We start from the raw sequence: 18,866 nt of genomic DNA on the forward strand, positions 1-18,866 counted from the left end.
AATGATAGGAGAGAGTGAGGAAATGAAATCAAGCAATCTTGGCTATCCACGTATTGGGGAAAAACGAGAGTGGAAAAAAGCATTAGAATCTTTCTGGAATGGAGAGATAGACGAAAAAATTTTTTTGGACACGATGCAGTCCATTCGGCTAAACCATATCAAAAAGCAGCGGGAAATAGGGATTGATCTTGTGCCGGTTGGCGACTTTACCCTTTATGATCATATGCTTGATACAGCGGCTATGTTTGGTTTCATTCCTGAACGTTTCGATTATCAGGGGGGAGAGGTTCCTCTCTCAGTTTATTTCGCGATGGCGCGCGGCAATGAAAAAGCACCAGCATGCGAAATGACGAAATGGTTTAACACCAATTATCATTACATTGTTCCAGAATGGAGCAAGGAACAAAGCTCCCGCCTGCATATAACAGAAAACAAACCATTAAAGGATTTTCGGGAAGCGAAGGAGAAATTAGGAGTTGAAGGAAAACCTGTTTTGATCGGACCTTATACGTTTATGAAGCTTTCCAAAGGCTATGATGAAAAGCAATTTTCCTATTTTCTATCATTGCTGCTTCCGCTTTATGAGCAAATACTAAAGGAGCTGGAGCGCGAGGGGGTAAAATGGATACAGATTGATGAACCCATTCTTGCTACTTCCTTAACCAAAAAAGAGATGGAGGAATTTGTATCTGTTTATGAGCGGTTGCCTCAAGCTGCTCCTAACTTAAAGATGATGTTGCAGACATACTTTGAGGCAGTAGACTGGTATGAAGAACTAATCAAGCTTCCTGTTAGCGGGATTGGCCTTGATTTTGTTTATGGCCTAGAGAAAAATTTGCGCCATTTATCGAAGAGCGGTTTTCCAGAAGATAAAGTGCTAGCGGCAGGGGTGATTGATGGACGCAATATTTGGCGGACCGACCTGTCGGCAGCCAGCCGTCTCGTGGAAAAAATTTTGCATTCTGTCCCATCTGAACGGTTATGGCTGCAGCCATCAAATAGCTTGCTGCATGTCCCTGTTACGACAACATACGAAAAAACATTGCCTTTGAACTTGCAGCAGATGCTGGCATTTGCTGATGAAAAGCTGGAGGAGCTTGTGTATTTAACAGAACGATTCATCGATGGCGAAGGAAAGCGCGCTCATTATTATGCTCAAAATCAACAAGCGCTTCATTTATGGAAAAAGGATGCTTCAAGATATAATGCGAACGTGCACAAGGAGTGCGAGAACCTAACGAAGGCGCAGCTTGAGAGAGCATCATCCTATTTGGTACGGCAAAAGAAGCAGCAAGAAATAAGCCAGCTTCCAATATTGCCAACGACGACAATTGGCAGTTTTCCACAGACAGCAGAAGTGCGGAAAGCGCGCCAAAAGCTCAAAAAAGGCGAGTGGAGCCAGCCGCAATATGAGCGCTTTATTGAAGCGGAAATTAAGAGATGGATCGATATTCAAGAAAAAATAGGATTAGATGTTTTGGTGCACGGTGAATTTGAAAGAACCGATATGGTCGAATTTTTTGCCGAAAAATTAGGGGGTTTTGCCTTTACTGAAAATGGATGGGTGCAATCATATGGTTCGCGCTGCGTTCGCCCGCCGATTATATACGGCGATGTCGAATTTTTGCAGCCGATGACGGTTAAGGAAAGTGTATACGCACAATCGTTAACAGAAAAAATAGTCAAAGGAATGCTCACAGGTCCTGTCACTATTTTAAATTGGTCATTTGTTCGTGATGATCTGCCTCGACATAAAGTAGCGGAGCAAATTGCCCTTGCGTTGCGAAACGAAATCAAAGCACTAGAGGAATCAGGAATTTCAGTCATTCAAGTGGATGAGCCCGCTTTGCTTGAGGGACTTCCTCTAAAAGAAGAAAAGAAGCAGGAATATTTAGAGTGGGCTGTACGGATGTTTCGTGTAGCCACTTCCATTGTAAAGGATGAGACGCAAATTCATACTCATATGTGCTATTGTGATTTTTCGTCTTATCTGCCTGTCATCAATCAAATGGATGCAGATGTAATTTCAATTGAAACATCCAGAAGCCATGGTGAAATGATTTCTGTTTTTGCAAAAGAAACATATCCGAAAGGAATTGGATTAGGCGTTTATGATATTCATAGTCCGCGAGTTCCGTCTGTAGCGGAAATGGCGGAAATGATTGAAAGATCTCTGCAAGTCTTGAACCCGGAACAATTTTGGGTCAATCCCGATTGCGGGCTAAAAACGCGGAAAGAACAAGAGACAGTAGCCTCTTTAAAAAATATGGTGGCTGCTGCCAAGTTGGTGCGTGCGAGATTGCTGGAAGAGAAAAAAGAATGGGAGGAAGGAAAACGCTATGACGCAGTCAAAACGAGCAAGTGAGTCACGGACACTATTAACCGATTTAGTGCTCCCATCAGATACGAACCATCATCATACTATTTTTGGCGGAAAAGTTATGGCATATATTGATAAAATTGCTTGTATTGCGGCGATGAGGCATTGCCGGAAGCCAGTGGTGACAGCTTCAAGCGATTCTGTAGATTTTCTTGCTCCGATCAAGGCAGGAGAAGCCATTTATTTAGAGGCCTATGTAACATGGGCCCATCGAACATCAATGGAAGTATTTGTGAAAGTAGAGGCGGAAAATTTATTGACAGGAGAAAGGAGAGTAACAGCTCATGCCTATTTAACATTTGTTGCGTTAGATGAATCAGGAAAACCAACTTCTGTGCCAGCCGTGATCCCAGAAACAGAAGAGGAAAAACAGCAATACAGGGATGCGGAGGAACGGTATATGTTAAGGAAGAAAAGAAAGCAGAGATGGAAAATGTAAGTGAAAAAGGTGTGTCGTTCAGCAGTCAAGCGTTTATAGCCTTATATCCCATCTGGATGCACAAAATAGAGCCGATTTCGTTTCGGCTCTATCTTTTTGTTTTATGAAATAAATCTCAGTTTCTGTCATTTATCATTTTCCTCTATATGAGGATAATCATCTTATTGACATGTTAACATTGGCATAGATACGGGGGATGCTTTTTTACAATCTGAAGATTTTTCAAGATACTACATCTTTCAGTTTTACATAATTCATTTTGGGTATATAGGGAGAGAGTGATTTGTCTTGAATTGGAGAAAATAAAAAAATCGATTCACTTTTCATATTATGTATGCTATCATTGAATTGTTTGCATGTTTAGACAAAATATTACTTAATATGACAAAATACAACAAAATCTTAGCATCATGATTTGTATATTCTGTTTAATAGTGTTAGTATAGAAGAGTTGAAGCTTGTATGTTTTATACATCTTACTCTGAAAAACTGAATATAGAAACGGCAAACTACTCGAAAGGGTAGGACGCAAAGCTAAAGGGGCTAAATCTATTGTTCAAATAGACATGCCAGCCAGTTGCCCTTCTTATGGATGAAAGTAATAAAGAAGGTTTTTGTTTTTAACTGGAATAGTATGTAAAAACTGCCCTCTTTTAATTCGATATAGAGGGCAGTTTTATTTCGTTCAGACTAATTTCCATAATAGGTCTAAAGTCAATGTTCTAACACTAGTGTTGATGATCCATTATTTTGTTTAAAAACAGCATGATACGGCTTAATGTTGCTTTTTTGCTTCTTTCCTCAAGCCATGAACACCGCCTGTGGACAAATGAATTGGTTCACCGAGTGTCGATGGTTCGAAAAGGACATGCCGTTAGACTTGCTGACTATAGCAGAAAAGCGAGAAAGCCAGTACTGTTCATTGTTTTTTTGGATAATCAACATACCTGTTGTTCTAAAGTTTGTTGATCGGCGCTCAGTCACACTTTAACGTGACTGAGGCAAGTCACCGTCTTGCCTCTGACTATGGATGCTGACAGACACCATTCGTTCCATCTTGAAGTTGTATTGATATAGTCGATAGAAGCGTCTTGTTTATGCCGATTTTCTAATCTGGCCCTATCTATGACCGATTCGCTATTTCACTATGAAGGATTATATGATGTCGGCCTGAATGCTGAGAAATTCGTATCTAAACCGTAGGATATTTGTATCCGTATGTTTATACTATGTGCTTTTGTATATTGCAGTGTTCGAATGCAATGGAGGGGGAGACTAGTGGCAATAACTACACAATCCGTGAAAAGAATTATCGACGATCATTTATTTACGAATGCATTCCAACCGATCTATTATCTGCCTGGTCAAAGCATCGTTGGATATGAGAGCTTGTTGCGTTGTCCATTTGTGAAAAGCCCGGATTTACTCTTTCATGATGCACATGAGAACGGTTATTTATACGAACTTGATATGGCTTCCATTACTAATTCTATCAAGTGTTTTGCAGCTTATATCAAGGCTGCCAATACACATGACTTGTTTTTGTCGCTGAATGTGTATCCTTCGACAGTTGCAGCACCAATGTTTCTTGAAACATTGGAACAGCTAGTGCAGGCAGCTTCACTTGCTCATCAGCAAATTATTTTGGAAATTAACGAATCGGAACGAATTCAAAACTTAGATGAAATGCTGCAAAATGTGTATTTACTAAAGAAAAAAGGATTTGTCGTGGCGTTAGATGATTTAGGAAAAGGAGAATATTCGCTTCAAGCGTTGATCGAGATTGAACCGCAGGTAATCAAGCTCGACCGTTATTTTGCAAAGGATTTAGCAAAAAGCCATAAAAAGCAAAGAGCCATCTTATCCACGATGCAATTTTTTAATGAGGGAACAAAAATGATATTGGAAGGAATTGAAACAAAAGAAGACATGCAATGCGCCCAATCATTAGGCATCTATTTTGGTCAAGGGTATTATTTAGCTAAGCCGCAAGAGCTTTGAAAGTGTGGAGAGATGTCTGCGCTTTTCGGCTTATCATGACAATGTAGCTTTAGTAACAAATGTAGCAACGGATTGTTCATGTAAATGAAAATACATCTTGAAGACGGGACAATGGATCCAAAAATTTTCTACCATCAGAGACACTTTTTTAACTTGCCCTCATCACATTTGGTAGAAGGGGAGAATGACGCAAACTTCACATCCATACAACTTTTAACACGCTAGGTTACATCACTATTCATCATCTCGTTTGTCCAATTAGAAAAAACATGGCGTAATCCATGTTCCCATTGTTTGTTGTGGATCGTTTTATAGGTAAAAGAAGCCATACGAGTCTTGGAAAATCAAAATTGAAAATCATCCTTTTACTTCTTAAGGTACGAGCGTTTTGACGAGTGTGCCATTTTTTAATGAAAATGTAGGCGTATTGGTTAAATGTTCTCATGCAAAGAGAGAGGTGTGTAGGTAAGATAGCTTATGAATGGGTTTTTATGGTCCTATGAAGTCGATGGAGTATGAACAAAAAAACAGGGAGGAAAGTAAGGTTGAATGTAAATGAATTGTTGCAAAGCGTTCAAGAAGCCTATGCTTCTCTCGTTGGACTGCCGATGGTGATTATCGATTCTCAGCAAACATCATTAACCTCTATTTCAAATATCGATCCATTTTCTCAATGCCTGCTTACTTCTGAGAGGGAAGAAATAAAACAAGTGATGCGGCAACGATGGAAATCTTATTTGCAGCTGACCGCTCCGGCCATGATTGATCTAACATTTCAAGGAATAAAGGGATTGGTTGCGCCTGTTGTTGTAGGAGGACAGTCGCAAGCATTAATTTGGGCTGGGCCATTTGTTATACAAAATAGAAAGGCACAAATTAATGAGGCGGAAGAGGGGACAAAACAGAAAAAATTTTCGGCGAACACGCCTGCGCATTCACTGTCCAGCATTCGTTCCAAGCTCTATATGATGGGAAAAATGGCCTCTGTTTGCGCTAAGTTACTCGAAAATGAGCTGCTGAAACAGGAATATCGCAAGCCGGTTAGATTGCTGCAACGTGCTGTGAAATCGAATTCTTTTCCATCGATACCGATCCAAACATATTTACGCATGCTTCAACAGCTCCACCCATCTATTCATATCACAGCTTATGCAAAGCGTATGAACCGTCAGCGTTTTGTGATCCAGAAATTCGTAAGTCAAGAGGAAAAACAAAGCTGGCTGCAACCTGTTTATACGATACATCATCCGATCATCCACCGCCTGATTCAAGAAGGGGAGCCGTTATATTTAGAAAACATATCAGCGAAGCTTAAACTTGGCGATTGGGCCGACCGCAACGAATTAAAAACGCTGTTTGTTTATCCAATTAAGCAAAATGGAATCGTATTGGGAGCCATTTTTGTCGGAAGTAAAGAAAAAATACGATTTTCTAAAGAAATTAAAGAAAAAGGTTATTTGCTTGTGAAATTAATGGAAGCATGCTTATCCTACGAACAGCTGGTATGCACGAAACAACACTTTCTTGGCTTAAAAAAGCTAAATGAACTAAGCGCATCGATGAGCGAAAAAGAACATGGCGATGAAATACTGCAGCTAGCTGTGAATGCCGCGCTTGACTTAATGGATGGCGAGCAAAGTGTCATTGTCCTTCAGCAGTATAATGAACAAAAAATCATTGCTGATTCTCAAACTTCACACAAAAAAAGCGATTTATCTTATTACCTTGAATATGTAAGGAAGCATTATTTGCACAATGAGCCAATGCACGCTTGTATGGTACCGCGCTCGATCGAAATGGGGCGGATGATGGTCATTGAGTGTCCATTTTATATTAACAAGCATGTTCAAGGGGTGTTTGCTATATATGTCACGCAGCCCGAACAGATAGAAGAGAGGGAAGTCTGCCTTGCTTTACTGACAAACATGATGGCCATTCATTTACAAAAGCTGTTCCCATCTTCTGAAGACAAGTCGTTAAGTGTTGATCAAGCGATGTTTTCCCAAGTGCTAACGCCAAGAGAGCTGGATGTACTCAAATATGTTGTAGAAGGGCTAAGCAATCGTGATATTGCGGAACAACTATATATTAGTATACATACGGTTAAAAATCACATCACGAATATTTTTAGAAAATTAGAAGTAAAAGATCGCTCCCAACTCATTGCAAAGGTTTATCAGCTAAATTTTGAAAAAAACATTCTTTAAGATGGAGAGCCACCATATAGTATCTATAAAAGGATTTAGTAAATGTATTGATGAAATGATGTAGCGATGCAAAGAAGTGCATCGGTTTTGTGATTAGAATGAACAGACCAAGGTGACATTTGTCCGATCATAGATTGCAAAAAAATGTCGATTTTTCTTCATGGATGAAAAATAGAGGAGCAGCTTGGCAGCTTCTGTCTATTCTAAAGGAAAAAGGAATCATGTAATAGGTAGTGATGAAGAAAATCAAAGCATGTACAAGCTCCTTTTTTCATCGCAAGATTCACGGGATAACTTGCATATAGCTGACAGGAGGCTTTTTTGTAAAGCGGGGATATGGGGAAATGGCAGATGGTGAATTTTTGAAAATAAGATGAGGCTGGCAAGTACCAGAAGGTCAGAAGGTGAACAAAATGAAAACGTACCGTGTATGTTGGAATTCGTTCGTAGAGGACGGAAGCGTTTTGCAAGGAAGAAGCCTTGTATATGCTCATTCGCCAGAAGAGGCGATAAAACAAGTCATTACAAAAAAAATGAAAGAATATCGTCTGCGCCCGGAATGGATGAGAATTGAATCCGTTTTAGAACTACAAGATTTACATGAAAGCGAAAATGGGACTGACGATTAATCATGAAGAAGAAATGAAACCCATGGTACTAGTGGAGCGTTACATGATCGATATCGATTGGTGATCCGCTTTCGAGAGTCGGGCGATCGAACCACACTGATCCCAAACAAATGAGGGATGTTAAAATGGTTGTAGACAAAGTCCATGTGGACTTTGTCTACAACCTGATTGCTTCTGTTTTTTAAAAACAGTTTCTAGTTGTTTCGTCTTTGACTTTGACGAATTCCGGAAGCAGCTGCGCGTGCTTCAGCTTCTAAATCTTCATGATCGGCAAGTTCACGTGAATATTCAACATCTAAACCATCCGATTTGAGCTGTTTTGGAACTTGTGGAAGAGATGCTTTGTTTTTGTCGCGTGTGCGTTGTCCTCGAGATCTGCCCATAACAATTGTCCCCTCCATAGCTAGGATGAATCAATCTTGATTCATGTTTAGGATGACACAGCGCGGAAAAAGTATAAGTAGTACATAAATGTTGATGATCCATTATTTTACTAAAAAATACAGGATGGTCTCGTTTCTGCCTTCTTTTCTCAGACAAAAACGCCAGAAGGCCCATTCATTTGCCCGCTGGCGTTCCTAAGCATCAAACGATGTCAAATGGTTGTTATTAGGATCATCAACACAGCTGTCAATAGCAGGATTGGATTAATGACGGGCTTTTTTTGCTGTATAGCCCCCGGCTCGATCAGCCAATTTGAACTCGCGTGAATAGATCACTTCTTGAGCGCTAGACAGGGTGTTTTTTGTTTTTTCGCGTTTTCGTTTCTCATTCATCGTTTTGCCCTCGCTTTACGGCAGTTTTTTCATTGTTATTTTTCCCTATCCGCCTTCATTTTATGCAAAAAAAGGAACTGCTCAGCCAACTGTGAGAGTTCCTCTTTGTCTACGCTTCTTTTCTTTGCTGTTCTTCTTCTAAAAGCAGAGGACAGCGCATCGTATAAAGCGTGTAGTTATCTTTTGAAATTTCGTATAAATGATAGATATCCTTACCTTGGTTGATTTCGTCAAATAAGCTTTTCCTTCTTTCATTTGCTAATGTGACATAAGGGAGTTTTTCGGCTGCTTTTATCGAGCGGACATTCACTTTGCGAATTCTCATAAAAATGGTTTGAATAGAAAGTTCATAAAATAATTCGTTAAAGAATGCCTGCTTTGCTTGTTGATTGTAACCTTGGCCGTGATAAGGCTTGCCTAGCCATGTTCCTAAAAATCCTGCTCCATCTTGAACATCGAACAAGCTAATCGTGCCGATCGGATTGCCCCATTCATCTAAAATGGTCCGCGAAATGAGCTCACCGCGCTCTTCGGCTTCGATGGTTTGTTTAGTAATAAAGAGAAATTCCTCATAGGAATGGGCTTTTTGGCGCACAAAAGGGAAGACCTCAGGGTGCACCATTAGTTCGTAAAGAGCTTGACAATCCTGCAATTCACGTTTTTTTAACATTGCATTTCCCTCCTGTTTTGAGGGCAGCTTACACGTGGGAAACCACCCTCGAAATTTTTTAATGTATTTCAATCAAAAAATTTCGGGGTGGGAATCGAACCCACTAGAACCAGCATCTCGGCTGGTGGCGCACCATTTGCCTTCCCTTGATTTGAAGCGTCATTATCTAATTGTAGGTCCATTTTTCATGTAATGGCTTCCTTCATCATACATGATTATGTGTAAAAAGGAAATAGCTTTTTTGTTAATTTTTTGTGTATATCATTTCCCCATTTACCATGGTGAAAATAGGTTTTGCCAAGTAGTGGAACGGATGGGCATTCCATAGAACAAGATCCGCGTCTTTACCAACCTCTAGGCTGCCGATGTGCTCATCCACTCCTAAATTGCGTGCTGGAAGAATCGTGATTCCTTCGATTGCTTTTTGCTCTTCCAGTCCCTCACGGACAGCGACGGAAGCACAAATATTTAAATATTGAATAGGCGTATAGGGATGATCGGTTGTTATTGACACTTCGACACCGGCATCATGAAGAATTTTATATGTCATCCAGCTTTTATTTGTCAGTTCGACCTTTGAGCGGCGTGTCAAGGTTGGCCCGACCGATACTTTTAATTTTTTCTCACCTAATTCTTTGGCGATAAAGTGTCCTTCTGTGCAATGCTCAATACGTAAATCGAGATGAAACTCTTCTGCGAAGCGGATAGCGGAAATAATGTCATCAGCTCTATGAGCATGAATGCGTACAGGGATTTCTCGTTTGAGTGCACGAACAATTGGGGCCATGCGCAAATCTTCAGGATGAGTGCAATATTTTGCTTTATAAAAGGTTTCACGAAGCATTCCCATAATGCCCATGCGGGTAATGGATGCTTCGCTGCCATTGCTGTGGATGCGCTTTGGATTTTCCCCGAGCGCAATTTTTAAACCGGCCGTTTCTTTTATTAACATGCGAGAAACGTTTGTTCCATATGTTTTAATAACGGAAGTCGTTCCGCCGATCACATTGGCGCTGCCCGGCATAATGTGAACGGCTGTAATCCCATGAGAAATAGCATCACGGAAGCCGGGATCAAAAGGATAGACGCTATCGATCGCTCGAATATGAGGTGTCATCATTTCGATCGTTTCATTGGCATCGTTTCCTGCCCAGCCTGTTCCTTCGTCATACAAGCCAAGATGTGTATGAACATCAATGAAACCAGGAAATAAATGCTTTCCTCCACAATCAATCACTTCTGTTTGTTCATCAGGACATAATTGATAGTCGATTGCTTTGATTCTTCCATTTTCTATAAGTAAATCTGCCTGATGCATCGTCGCACTTGTGATAGGATGAATCGTTGCATTGGTTAATAATCGTTTTTTCATCGCCAACTCCCTTGTTGTCCGTGTTTGATCTGTTCTTTAAGCACGGGTTTGTGATGAAGAATTCCAAAACTTCAGACGGAGCGATCACTTGAGTGTTATCGCCATCGATAAAGAATCATGGCCGTATAACTAAAAGGCGGAGCAGTTACCCTGTTGACGGCCAGAGGCAATTTGGGACTTGCGTTTATCAAACGGATGTGTAAAAAGAGTGAAGATCCATCCATGGATCTCGTCATTCCACTATTGAAAAACGGCAAGAATCTCATATAAAAGAGTCAAATGTTCCAAAGCTATATTCTGATGATAGGAAATAGCTACGACAGTCTTCTCCTATAATTCGTCGCTGTCTTTGAATAGATGGAGCAGTGCCGTGTCAAGAGAAGGAAAAGAAAACGAAAATCCTGATTCTTGTAGCTTTTTGGGAATGACTCGTTGACCTTCTAATACGAGGCTGCTCTTTTCTCCTAAAAGCAACCGCAGCATTGGTTCGGAAATAGGCAACCAATGAGGGCGCTTTAGAACGAAAGCTATTGTTTTCCCTAATTCATCCATCGTAACAGGAGACGGTGCTGTTAGATTGACAGGTCCGACAAGCTGTTCATGGGTTAGCATATATTCGATGGCTCGAACAACATCCTCTATATGAATCCATGAGACCCATTGCTTCCCCGATCCGATTGTTCCGCCCATCCAGCAGCGATATGGGAGCGCTATTTTTCCAAGCGCTCCTCCGTTTTTGCCGATAATGATGCCAAAACGAGCAAAAATGGTACGAGTTCCGAGTATTTGGGCCTGACTTGCTTCCTTTTCCCATTTCTTGACGGTTTGCGCAAGAAAATCGTTTCCAATCGTTTCCGTGTTTTCGGTGAATGTATCGGCGAAGGAAGTTCCGTAAATGCCGATCGCGCTAGCGTTAATGAACACACGGGGGAGAGAAGGCAAAAGGCGCATAAAACGAATGATTTCTTTCGTGGAAGATAATCGGCTTTGGACGATTCGCTCTTTTCGTTTTTTTGTCCATCTTCCGCTGTTAATGGACTCTCCAGCCAAGTTAATGATCGCATCAAGTGAGGGAAGCGCGGCTTCTGGGCGGCTTTTAGATGTCATCCATTGCATATAATGGACATTTGGCAACGAAGATGTGGGAGGGGTTCTTCTTGTCAAAATGTATAATTCATGATTCTTTTGCTGTAAGTAATGTGTGAGCGTTTTCCCAACAAAACCGGTTCCTCCAGCAATTGCAATGTTCAATTCATCCACCTCTTTTCTTTTTTACATAGTTCGCTTTATCGATGCTTGATTCCTTTTTTGATATCATAAATGATGGAGGGTTGATCATGCTTATTATTAAAATTGAGGTGCAGCAAGAAAACCGGGAACGTTTGATGATTCATGCACTTAAGGAAAATGGAGAACGCTTCTCGTTTAGTGTGGATCAAAATGTGCTGATTGAGTTTCGGCTGAAAAAAGGAATGGAAGTGGATGAATTTACATTTCAAGAAATAGTATATGCAGATGAAGTGAAAAAAGCATATCAAATAGCGCTTCATTTTCTTTCGTATCGCATGCGTTCTGAACAAGAAGTGGTCAATCATTTAAAGAAAAAAGGGAAAACGGAAGCCGTTATCCGCGACGTGCTACATGAATTAAAGAAACATCAATATGTAAATGACGAAGAGTTTGCGCACGCTTATGTCCAAACACAAATAAAAACCACTTTAAAGGGGCCGGCCGTTATTCGCAGAGAGCTTGAAGGCTTGGGGATTGCAGAAGATCTCATTGAACAGACCTTGTTGTTATTGACAGAGGATCGCCAGCTAGAAGCCGCCAAAAAGCTATATGAAAAAGCGATGAAACAGACCAAGCATCGTTCTGCTTATGAATGGAAGCAATATATTGAACAGCTATTGCAGCGCAAAGGATTTCCACGATGGATGGCTCAAAAAATAACGGATGAGCATGCACAAGCTCCAGACGAAGCAAAAGAATGGGAGGCGCTTGAGCACCATGCGCGGAAGGCCCATCGTCGTTATCAGGCTTATAATGGTTTGATATATGACCAAAAAATGAAGCAAGCGCTATATCGAAAAGGTTTTTCGCTTGAAAAAATTAATGAAATGCTAAATAAGCTAAAAGAAGAGGAAAATCAATGAAGTAGAAATAAGCCTTGTTTATCTGTGGGGCTCGGTGTGCATGAGATGCAACAGATCTCTCAACATTTGTTTCCACGCGAGCGGTCGACGGTCGGGCGATTAAACACCGACCGTCGAAAAAGATGAGATTCTGCTTTTGAAGCGGCCATCAGTCCCAGCTTCTTATGGCATCTGTAAAAAACGATATGAGCGGGCATTTAAGTCGACTAGAAAACGATGAAAGCCATGGGATGGCGTTGGAAAATTCATTGATTTATCGCAACGCTCTTATGCAGCTTCCCCCTTCATGAATAAAACCAGCTGGAACGATATATTTTGCTGACGTGATCAGAAGCCAATGTTCCACTGGCATATGAAATGGGGATGTGACGATCACTGATATGGATGGCTATAACAACTTATTCGATTCAATGATCATTTCAGCCTGTCCATTTTCATTTTGAATAATATACTCAGCGATTTGTTCAGGAGGAAGAAGGCGGGAACGGTCTTGAATATGATCGGTTCCTTCCCAAAAAGGCGTGTCCATTCCTCCCATGTATACGGCTGTTATAGAAATAGGAGTGTTCTCAAGCTCTTTAACAAGACTTTCAGTAAATCCGCGAACTGCAAATTTAGTGGCTGCATAAACAGATTCATTTACTTTTCCTCGCAGTCCGGCTGTCGAGATAATATTGATGATTTTTGCTTTAGGCAATGTTTGAAAATAGGGAAGAAAAGCTTTTGTCATATAAATGGTTCCGCAAACATTCGTTTCGATCATTTCATGAATTTGTTCGCATGTGAGGGAAGCGAGAGAACCAAAATGCCCGATCCCAGCGTTATTAATTAGACACCTTATTTTATGCTGCTGGATGATTTGTGCTGATACTTGGCAAACGTCTTCATAGCTTCGGATATCTAATGTGTAAATAAATGCTTGGCCTTCATTTGCTTCAATTTCTTGTTTAACGGCGAAAAGAGGGTGCTCTCGTCTCCCCATTAAAATGATGGGATGCCCTTTCTTAGCGTATTTCAAAGCTAGTTGCTTTCCTAGGCCTGTTCCTGCCCCTGTAATGACGATTGCTTCCATATGCTTATCCTCCGTTGACTGCTGTTCTTTATCCATCGTGGCTTGAATAATGGCTTTATAGCCTATCCGTTCATCCATGTATACAACTTGAAAATCATAACAGGTTTTTATTAGGAGATCAAGATGTCCAAATTATACTATAATGAAAAGCGAGGAGGAATGAAAGATGATGCAAAAACGGTATAGCGAGATGACAGAATATGAGCTGAAGCAAGAAATAGCCGCACTGACGGAAAAGGCGCGCAAAGCAGAACAAATGGGAATGGTGAATGAATTAGCGGTTTATGAGCGGAAAATCGCTATGGCAAAGGCGTATTTATTGAATCCAGAGGATTTTCAGCCCGGAGATATATATGAAATTGATGGAGATCCTGGCTCTTTTTTTAAAATTCGTTATTTAAACGGAGTGTTTGCATGGGGATACCGATTGAATGGCGATGGTGAAGAGGAGGCTTTGCCGATTTCTTTGTTAATGAAGGCGTAACAGCCAGAGATGTGAAAGCTCTCTGGCTGTTACGCAAGCTTACGATTGTTTTCTTGTTTGTCGTTCTAAAATCATTAAATCGACGGTTTGTTGCGTTTCGCCATTAACTTGGGAGTGGGCATGCTTTGGGTTCGCCCATGGCTGCTGAAACGGATTGGAATAAAGATTATTGTAAAATTTTTTTCGAGAATGACGATTCACGATCCGGCACCTCCTGTATAGACGCCTAAGCCGGGAAAATTCGTCATGGACGTCTATAGATACATTCAGGGTAAAAAAACTTGACATAAGCAAGACATGAAAACGGATGAAAAACGATGGACGTCATTAAATAAGTGTAAGACGTTATTCATCCCGATGATTTGAAGCGCTCATGCGTTCCTGCGGATGGGTATTAATCGTGCCATTTGCGCGCTTAGAAGCGTATTCTGCCTTGGCACGAGGTTCGCCTTCTAATTTGTTATGATTTTGGTTAGGGAAGTTGCGTTCTTTATTGCGCATGACTCTGTTTCCCCTTTCGTCATTCCTGTTTGTGTTGTTTGCCAACACATTTTTAGTATAGCGAATTGTCGACATGTTATGTGTTCAAATCTTGGCAGGAAAGGAGAGGAAAACGATGACAATGAACGCATATTTTGAGCGGCTGACAAAGGAGTTGCTCGACCAAAATGATGCGCTGGCATATGCACAAGCACGAACGTGGGTAGAGCTATTATGGGAGGATTTTGAAGCTACTTATGCGCGTGCAGGTTATTCCTATAAGGGAAAAGAATTAACAGAAAGAGTGGTTCGACAATGGATTAGGCAATATGGTGCCAAGCTCCATGAATTCGAGGCCACAAATCCTAAGTACAAGCATTTACTAAACCGAGACGACTATTTAAAGCACTAAATAGGTGGTTGGTGGTTTCAACCGCTTTCATCCTGTGTCGCTGACCTTGTTTGTCCGCTTAAAACGTTTTGATTCGATTTGCGTCTTCACTCGGCTGCGTTCCTTGCTTGCCAAGCGTTTTCAAGCCGGTCTGATATGCAGCCAGCACAAGATAATGAGGACGTTAAAATGATTGTAGACAAAGCCCATTTGACTTTGTCTACAACGTGAAGCGATTGTGGGGATTTCAATCACTTATTAGCCCGGAATTAATTCGAGCTTTTTGCGCAATTTTCCTTCACTGAAAATCCACCCTGTATAAGAGCTGACAACATGAAAATGGCGATCAAGCTGTACAACAGCCACAAATGGATAGTATCCTTTGTTTCGATAGCGCAGGTCGGTAAAGCGAACTTCATAATGATCGCTATATTCATTGACTTCCCAGCGATAAACAGGTGAAAAAGAGAGAAAGGCTGCTAAATTTTCATCTTTTTTGGCTGCTTCAATCGCGGGATGAGAAGGAATCGGGCATCTTTCAAATGTATCTAAAATATGGATTGCGCCGTTTTTGGCACGGCCGACGAAAAAGTGGTCTTTGGCCGTAATCGCTAAATGCCATTCACGAAAACGCAAGGTCGGCACGGTAATGATTTGCTCCACATGCGGAATGGTTTCCATCACCGCTTTTTTAATCATGGCTTGCTGGCGAAAGCGAATGATATAATAGCCGACTAACAGCACGTAAATCGCTAAAAACGTATAGCCTGGATGAGCGCCAAGAAACAAGAGTCCGATGCCAGCAAGATGCATTCCAAAAATGGCCGGATCAAACGTATTAATCACGCCAAGAGCAACCCATTTTTTTGTAAATGGCCGCAAAGCCTGTGTCCCATAGGCATTAAAAATATCGACAAACACATGAAAAAACACAGCGATTGAAATCCAGATCCATAAATGAAACATATTGGATATAGGATAAAAATGAGCAATAACTCCTGTAATGAGTAGAGGCCAAATCAATAAAGCTGGAATGGAGTGAGTGATGCCGCGGTGATTGCGAATATATTTAGCGTTATTTTTTAGCTTTAAAACCGTATCTAAATCAGGAGCTTGAGAGCCTATTAGCGTACCGATTAAAACAGCTTGTGCTAAAGCTGGATCATGTGCAATAACAGGATCTAAAGTGGCGATGCTTCCTAATGCCACTCCCATGACAATATGTGTTCCCGTGTCCAACGAAGAAGCCTCCTTATAGTGTTCTGTTTCATAGTATATCCATCTTTTCTTTAGATGATTGGGTATGTACCAAACGATTGAAATTTTTTGTACATCCACACTATACTATCATTAGTTTAACATCTTGGAGGAGCAAACGTGAACCAACAAATGCAACCATTTATTGAAGAATTTCAGATCGAAGCGTTTCAGCGTGATTTAATTCAGTGGTTTGAGCGCGAGCAGCGCGATTTGCCGTGGAGAAAGGACAGTGATCCGTATAAAATTTGGGTATCTGAAGTGATGTTGCAGCAAACGAGAGTCGATACGGTCATCCCTTATTTTCATCAGTTTATGGAGCAATTTCCCACTTTAGAATCTTTGGCAACTGCTGATGAAGAGAAAGTGCTCAAAGCTTGGGAAGGGCTCGGATATTATTCGCGCGTCCGCAATTTGCATGCCGCGGTAAAAGAAGTAAAGGAGCGGTACGGAGGGAAAGTGCCTGACAGCGCAGAGGAATTTTCAAAGCTAAAAGGTGTAGGACCGTATACGACTGGAGCGGTGCTGAGCATCGCGTACGGGCTTCCAGAGCCAGCTGTAGATGGCAACGTGATGCGTGTATTATCGAGAATTTTTTTAGTAGAGGAAGACATCGCAAAGGTAAAAACGAGGAAAATATTCGAAAACATCGTAAGAATGATTATTTCTCATGAGAATCCTTCTTATTTTAACCAAGCTTTGATGGAGCTCGGAGCTCTCATTTGTGTTCCGGGGAAACCTGCTTGTTTGCTTTGTCCTGTTCAGGCCCATTGCCGAGCATTTGCAGAAGGAAGACAAGAAGAGCTGCCTGTGAAAACAAAAAAAGCGAAAGTGAAGGAGGTTTCTATCGCTGCTGCTGTTGTTATGGATAAACGGGGGTGTATTCTCATTCATAAGCGGGATCAAGAAGGGCTTTTAGCGAATTTATGGGAATTTCCAAACTGTGAGGTAGGAAAAGAACAGCCGCAAAAAGAATTGACCGCTTTTCTAAAAAAAGAATATGGGGCTTGCGTGGAGCTAAGTTCTCCTTTTGCCGCTTTAGAGCATGTGTTTTCCCACTTGGTTTGGAATATTGTTGTATATTGTGGTACAATCATGGGCGATATAGCGGAAACAGATCGTCTAAAGCTAGTGAGCGAGCAAGAGATTCAGCAGCTTGCTTTTCCTGTGTCACACCAACGCATTTGGAAAGAATATAAGCAATTCAAACAGGAAGGCGGATAAAAATCCGCCTCAGACTGTTAACAACTGCTGCCTTGGGCGGATCTGCACTTTGTATGACTGCGCTTCTTGTCTGCTAGTCGTCTGATGTGAAAACATGAGAGTGAATGATGGAAGGCAGACTAAAAAATCGTCCTTAGTCATAGGATGGCCTTGTTCCTTTTGTATAGGTAGCTTCTGTTCGTTTTACACCGCGCGCTTCAATTTCTTCAATGATTTCGCGATGAATGGCTTGTCCCTCCGCGTTTAAATACGGGGCTATTTGCTGGAATGAATGGTGAAAGAAGGCGAGTTCGCTATCTTTCCATTTCGATTTTGGTATCATGGAAAGTTCTGTCATATCACGACCAACATACATGGGCTATTCCTCCTTTTTCTCAATAGTGTAAAAAATAGCCCGTAAATTTATACATAATAAAGGAGAGGAAGAAATGAGCAAAAAAGTGGCAGTAGTGACTGGAAGCAGCCGGGGAATTGGCAAAGCGATTGCCCTTCGATTAGCGCAGGAAGGCTACGATATCGTTGTCAACTATGCGCGAAGCAAGGAAGCAGCTTTACAGACGGCGAAAGAAATTGAAGCATTAGGTCAACATGCGCTTGTAGTCAAAGCGAATGTAGGAAAAGTTGAAAAGATCCAGGAAATGTTTGCACAAATTGACGAAGCTTTTGGTCGAGTAGATGTTCTCATTAATAATGCTGCATCTGGAGTATTGCGGGCAGCGATGGAATTGGAAGAATCCCATTGGGATTGGACAATGCATATTAACAGCAAGGCCTTGCTCTTTTGCGCGCAAGAAGCAGCAAAGCGTATGGAAAAGGTCGGAGGCGGAAAAATTGTAAGCATTAGCTCGCTCGGTTCCATCCGATATTTAGAAAACTATACAGCGGTAGGGGTTTCAAAAGCAGCTGTTGAGTCGTTGACTCGCTATCTAGCTGTAGAACTAGCGGCGAAAAATATTTCTGTCAATGCCGTCTCTGGCGGGGCAATTGATACAGACGCGTTGAAACATTTTCCGAATCGCGCTGAATTGTTGGCTGATGCTGTTGCCAAAACGCCAGCCGGACGAATGGTCGAGCCGAAGGACATCGTCAATGCTGTTTTATTTTTATTATCTGATCAAGCGGAAATGATACGAGGACAGACCATTATTGTGGATGGTGGCAGATCTTTATTAATGTAGCATGGTTGATCCATTTTTTTCTTAGGCTATCCGAATTTTTAACATACTGCGCTGAGAAGTCTTCCATCTCTTAACGGAGTGGGGGGAAGGTTCATGAATGGATATGGGCTGTTTTTTCGTTCCATTGGCTGCTATCTATGGCTTGTCAGACGA

Annotated in this window: 20 protein-coding genes and 1 riboswitch; of the genes, 10 read left to right on the forward strand and 10 right to left on the reverse strand. The window is 41.3% G+C overall.

Annotated features, from left to right (window positions below; translation table 11 throughout):
• The first annotated feature begins 22 nt into the window (after positions 1-22).
• From metE to GGQ95_RS10730, 5 genes are all read left to right on the forward strand, one after another.
• Positions 23-2,365 (forward strand): 5-methyltetrahydropteroyltriglutamate--homocysteine S-methyltransferase, encoded by a 2,343-nt coding sequence (metE, locus tag GGQ95_RS10710; protein ID WP_159719341.1) that lies wholly within the window; start codon positions 23-25, stop codon positions 2,363-2,365.
• On the forward strand, positions 2,340-2,819 hold the full coding sequence (locus tag GGQ95_RS10715) for an acyl-CoA thioesterase (protein ID WP_044741750.1): 480 nt from the start codon (positions 2,340-2,342) through the stop codon (positions 2,817-2,819). The genes metE and GGQ95_RS10715 overlap by 26 nt, the downstream gene beginning before the upstream one ends.
• A gap of 493 nt (positions 2,820-3,312) precedes the next feature.
• Positions 3,313-3,404, forward strand: a riboswitch (cyclic di-GMP riboswitch).
• Positions 3,405-4,097: 693 nt separating this feature from the next.
• Positions 4,098-4,820 carry an EAL domain-containing protein gene (locus GGQ95_RS10720; RefSeq protein ID WP_159719342.1) on the forward strand — a complete coding sequence of 241 codons (723 nt, stop codon included), beginning with the start codon at positions 4,098-4,100 and terminating at the stop codon, positions 4,818-4,820.
• A gap of 545 nt (positions 4,821-5,365) precedes the next feature.
• Positions 5,366-7,027: a LuxR C-terminal-related transcriptional regulator gene (locus tag GGQ95_RS18605; protein WP_183186744.1), complete on the forward strand. Its 1,662-nt coding sequence runs from the start codon at positions 5,366-5,368 to the stop codon at positions 7,025-7,027.
• 404 nt (positions 7,028-7,431) lie between these two features.
• Entirely contained in the window at positions 7,432-7,656 is a 225-nt protein-coding gene (locus GGQ95_RS10730) for a hypothetical protein (RefSeq protein ID WP_139788056.1), read from the forward strand.
• Positions 7,657-7,850: 194 nt separating this feature from the next.
• On the opposite strand, the gene GGQ95_RS10735 is transcribed toward GGQ95_RS10730, so the two are convergent.
• The 5 genes from GGQ95_RS10735 to GGQ95_RS10755 form a co-directional block, all read right to left on the reverse strand.
• The gene (locus GGQ95_RS10735) at positions 7,851-8,039 is read right to left on the reverse strand and encodes a YfhD family protein (RefSeq protein WP_066146764.1); all 189 of its coding nucleotides are present in this window, start codon (positions 8,037-8,039) and stop codon (positions 7,851-7,853) included.
• Between the two features lie 264 nt (positions 8,040-8,303).
• Positions 8,304-8,432 carry a YfhE family protein gene (locus GGQ95_RS10740; protein ID WP_080860125.1) on the reverse strand — a complete coding sequence of 43 codons (129 nt, stop codon included), beginning with the start codon at positions 8,430-8,432 and terminating at the stop codon, positions 8,304-8,306.
• Positions 8,433-8,541: 109 nt separating this feature from the next.
• A complete protein-coding gene (locus GGQ95_RS10745) occupies positions 8,542-9,102 on the reverse strand; it encodes a GNAT family N-acetyltransferase (RefSeq protein ID WP_080860124.1) in 561 nt (186 codons plus the stop codon).
• A 244-nt stretch (positions 9,103-9,346) separates the two neighbouring features.
• The gene (locus GGQ95_RS10750) at positions 9,347-10,474 is read right to left on the reverse strand and encodes an amidohydrolase (protein ID WP_183186745.1); all 1,128 of its coding nucleotides are present in this window, start codon (positions 10,472-10,474) and stop codon (positions 9,347-9,349) included.
• A 330-nt stretch (positions 10,475-10,804) separates the two neighbouring features.
• The gene (locus tag GGQ95_RS10755) at positions 10,805-11,725 is read right to left on the reverse strand and encodes a TIGR01777 family oxidoreductase (RefSeq protein WP_183186746.1); all 921 of its coding nucleotides are present in this window, start codon (positions 11,723-11,725) and stop codon (positions 10,805-10,807) included.
• An 86-nt stretch (positions 11,726-11,811) separates the two neighbouring features.
• On the opposite strand from GGQ95_RS10755, the gene recX reads away from it, so the two are divergent.
• Entirely contained in the window at positions 11,812-12,627 is an 816-nt protein-coding gene (gene recX / locus GGQ95_RS10760; protein WP_221212075.1) for a recombination regulator RecX, read from the forward strand.
• Positions 12,628-13,015: 388 nt separating this feature from the next.
• Here the strand turns inward: recX and GGQ95_RS10765 are convergent, their stop codons facing one another.
• On the reverse strand, positions 13,016-13,699 hold the full coding sequence (locus GGQ95_RS10765; protein WP_066146831.1) for an SDR family NAD(P)-dependent oxidoreductase: 684 nt from the start codon (positions 13,697-13,699) through the stop codon (positions 13,016-13,018).
• Positions 13,700-13,865: 166 nt separating this feature from the next.
• Here GGQ95_RS10765 and GGQ95_RS10770 point away from each other — a divergent pair, with 166 nt between their 5' ends.
• On the forward strand, positions 13,866-14,183 hold the full coding sequence (locus GGQ95_RS10770) for a YfhH family protein (RefSeq protein WP_044741744.1): 318 nt from the start codon (positions 13,866-13,868) through the stop codon (positions 14,181-14,183).
• A 39-nt stretch (positions 14,184-14,222) separates the two neighbouring features.
• On the opposite strand, the gene GGQ95_RS10775 is transcribed toward GGQ95_RS10770, so the two are convergent.
• Both GGQ95_RS10775 and GGQ95_RS10780 read right to left on the reverse strand, forming a co-directional pair.
• Positions 14,223-14,384: a YpzG family protein gene (locus tag GGQ95_RS10775; protein ID WP_080860116.1), complete on the reverse strand. Its 162-nt coding sequence runs from the start codon at positions 14,382-14,384 to the stop codon at positions 14,223-14,225.
• Positions 14,385-14,528: 144 nt separating this feature from the next.
• Entirely contained in the window at positions 14,529-14,684 is a 156-nt protein-coding gene (locus tag GGQ95_RS10780) for a small, acid-soluble spore protein K (RefSeq protein WP_066146776.1), read from the reverse strand.
• 121 nt (positions 14,685-14,805) lie between these two features.
• Here GGQ95_RS10780 and GGQ95_RS10785 point away from each other — a divergent pair, with 121 nt between their 5' ends.
• Positions 14,806-15,075: a YfhJ family protein gene (locus tag GGQ95_RS10785; RefSeq protein ID WP_066146834.1), complete on the forward strand. Its 270-nt coding sequence runs from the start codon at positions 14,806-14,808 to the stop codon at positions 15,073-15,075.
• 237 nt (positions 15,076-15,312) lie between these two features.
• On the opposite strand, the gene GGQ95_RS10790 is transcribed toward GGQ95_RS10785, so the two are convergent.
• The gene (locus GGQ95_RS10790) at positions 15,313-16,293 is read right to left on the reverse strand and encodes a metal-dependent hydrolase (protein WP_066146779.1); all 981 of its coding nucleotides are present in this window, start codon (positions 16,291-16,293) and stop codon (positions 15,313-15,315) included.
• Between the two features lie 150 nt (positions 16,294-16,443).
• Between GGQ95_RS10790 and mutY the strand changes: the two genes are divergently transcribed.
• Positions 16,444-17,535, forward strand: a complete 1,092-nt coding sequence (mutY, locus tag GGQ95_RS10795) for an A/G-specific adenine glycosylase (protein ID WP_066146837.1) — start codon at positions 16,444-16,446, stop codon at positions 17,533-17,535.
• A gap of 133 nt (positions 17,536-17,668) precedes the next feature.
• On the opposite strand, the gene yfhS is transcribed toward mutY, so the two are convergent.
• Positions 17,669-17,890, reverse strand: a complete 222-nt coding sequence (gene yfhS, locus GGQ95_RS10800; protein WP_044741741.1) for a mother cell protein YfhS — start codon at positions 17,888-17,890, stop codon at positions 17,669-17,671.
• Between the two features lie 73 nt (positions 17,891-17,963).
• On the opposite strand from yfhS, the gene fabL reads away from it, so the two are divergent.
• Positions 17,964-18,713, forward strand: a complete 750-nt coding sequence (gene fabL / locus GGQ95_RS10805; protein ID WP_044741740.1) for an enoyl-[acyl-carrier-protein] reductase FabL — start codon at positions 17,964-17,966, stop codon at positions 18,711-18,713.
• Positions 18,714-18,866 lie beyond the last annotated feature (153 nt).

Source organism: Anoxybacteroides rupiense, assembly GCF_014196195.1.
GTDB lineage: Bacteria > Bacillota > Bacilli > Bacillales > Anoxybacillaceae > Anoxybacteroides > Anoxybacteroides rupiense.

Bases quoted from the DNA above. Each gene is read 5' to 3' on its own strand.
- metE (WP_159719341.1), top strand. From the start codon at position 23: ATGAAATCAAGCAATCTTGGCTATCCACGTATTGGGGAAAAACGAGAG.
- GGQ95_RS10715 (WP_044741750.1), top strand. From the start codon at position 2,340: ATGACGCAGTCAAAACGAGCAAGTGAGTCACGGACACTATTAACCGAT.
- GGQ95_RS10735 (WP_066146764.1), bottom strand. From the start codon at position 8,039: ATGGGCAGATCTCGAGGACAACGCACACGCGACAAAAACAAAGCATCT.
- GGQ95_RS10740 (WP_080860125.1), bottom strand. From the start codon at position 8,432: ATGAATGAGAAACGAAAACGCGAAAAAACAAAAAACACCCTGTCTAGC.
- GGQ95_RS10745 (WP_080860124.1), bottom strand. From the start codon at position 9,102: ATGTTAAAAAAACGTGAATTGCAGGATTGTCAAGCTCTTTACGAACTA.
- GGQ95_RS10750 (WP_183186745.1), bottom strand. From the start codon at position 10,474: ATGAAAAAACGATTATTAACCAATGCAACGATTCATCCTATCACAAGT.
- recX (WP_221212075.1), top strand. From the start codon at position 11,812: ATGCTTATTATTAAAATTGAGGTGCAGCAAGAAAACCGGGAACGTTTG.
- GGQ95_RS10765 (WP_066146831.1), bottom strand. From the start codon at position 13,699: ATGGAAGCAATCGTCATTACAGGGGCAGGAACAGGCCTAGGAAAGCAA.
- GGQ95_RS10770 (WP_044741744.1), top strand. From the start codon at position 13,866: ATGATGCAAAAACGGTATAGCGAGATGACAGAATATGAGCTGAAGCAA.
- GGQ95_RS10780 (WP_066146776.1), bottom strand. From the start codon at position 14,684: ATGCGCAATAAAGAACGCAACTTCCCTAACCAAAATCATAACAAATTA.
- GGQ95_RS10785 (WP_066146834.1), top strand. From the start codon at position 14,806: ATGAACGCATATTTTGAGCGGCTGACAAAGGAGTTGCTCGACCAAAAT.
- mutY (WP_066146837.1), top strand. From the start codon at position 16,444: ATGCAACCATTTATTGAAGAATTTCAGATCGAAGCGTTTCAGCGTGAT.
- yfhS (WP_044741741.1), bottom strand. From the start codon at position 17,890: ATGTATGTTGGTCGTGATATGACAGAACTTTCCATGATACCAAAATCG.
- fabL (WP_044741740.1), top strand. From the start codon at position 17,964: ATGAGCAAAAAAGTGGCAGTAGTGACTGGAAGCAGCCGGGGAATTGGC.